This window comes from Streptomyces glaucescens (assembly GCF_002154375.1).
GTDB lineage: Bacteria > Actinomycetota > Actinomycetes > Streptomycetales > Streptomycetaceae > Streptomyces > Streptomyces glaucescens.
On sequence record NZ_MUND01001041.1, the window covers coordinates 1 to 311 of the forward strand.

General features: G+C 77.8%; 1 pseudogene. It reads right to left on the reverse strand.

The window, feature by feature from the left end:
- Positions 1-311 (reverse strand): annotated as a pseudogene (locus CCN42_RS45470) (nucleoside hydrolase); the annotation flags it as partial.

The following is a 311-nucleotide window of genomic DNA, read 5'->3' on the forward strand; positions in this document are numbered from 1 at the left end:
GCCGGCGGTGACCGTCTCCAGGTACAGCTTCACGTAGCGCTCCACGTCCACGTCCAGGGCCACGTCCACCAGGTCCGGGGCGCGGCCTTCGCCGTGGATCTCGGCCTCGCCGGGGCGAGGGCGGCGGTCGACGACGGTCTGGCCGCGGGTCGGGCCGGGGGCGAGGGAGACCTCGACCGGGAGCAGGCGGGTGGTGATTCCCTCCGGGTCGACGACCGCGCAGACCGCGCCCGCGTCGCCGACGCCGCCCGCCCAGTCCTCGCCGTCCCCGTCGGGGCTGCCCGGGCGGTGGGCGAGCAGCTCGCCCGCCA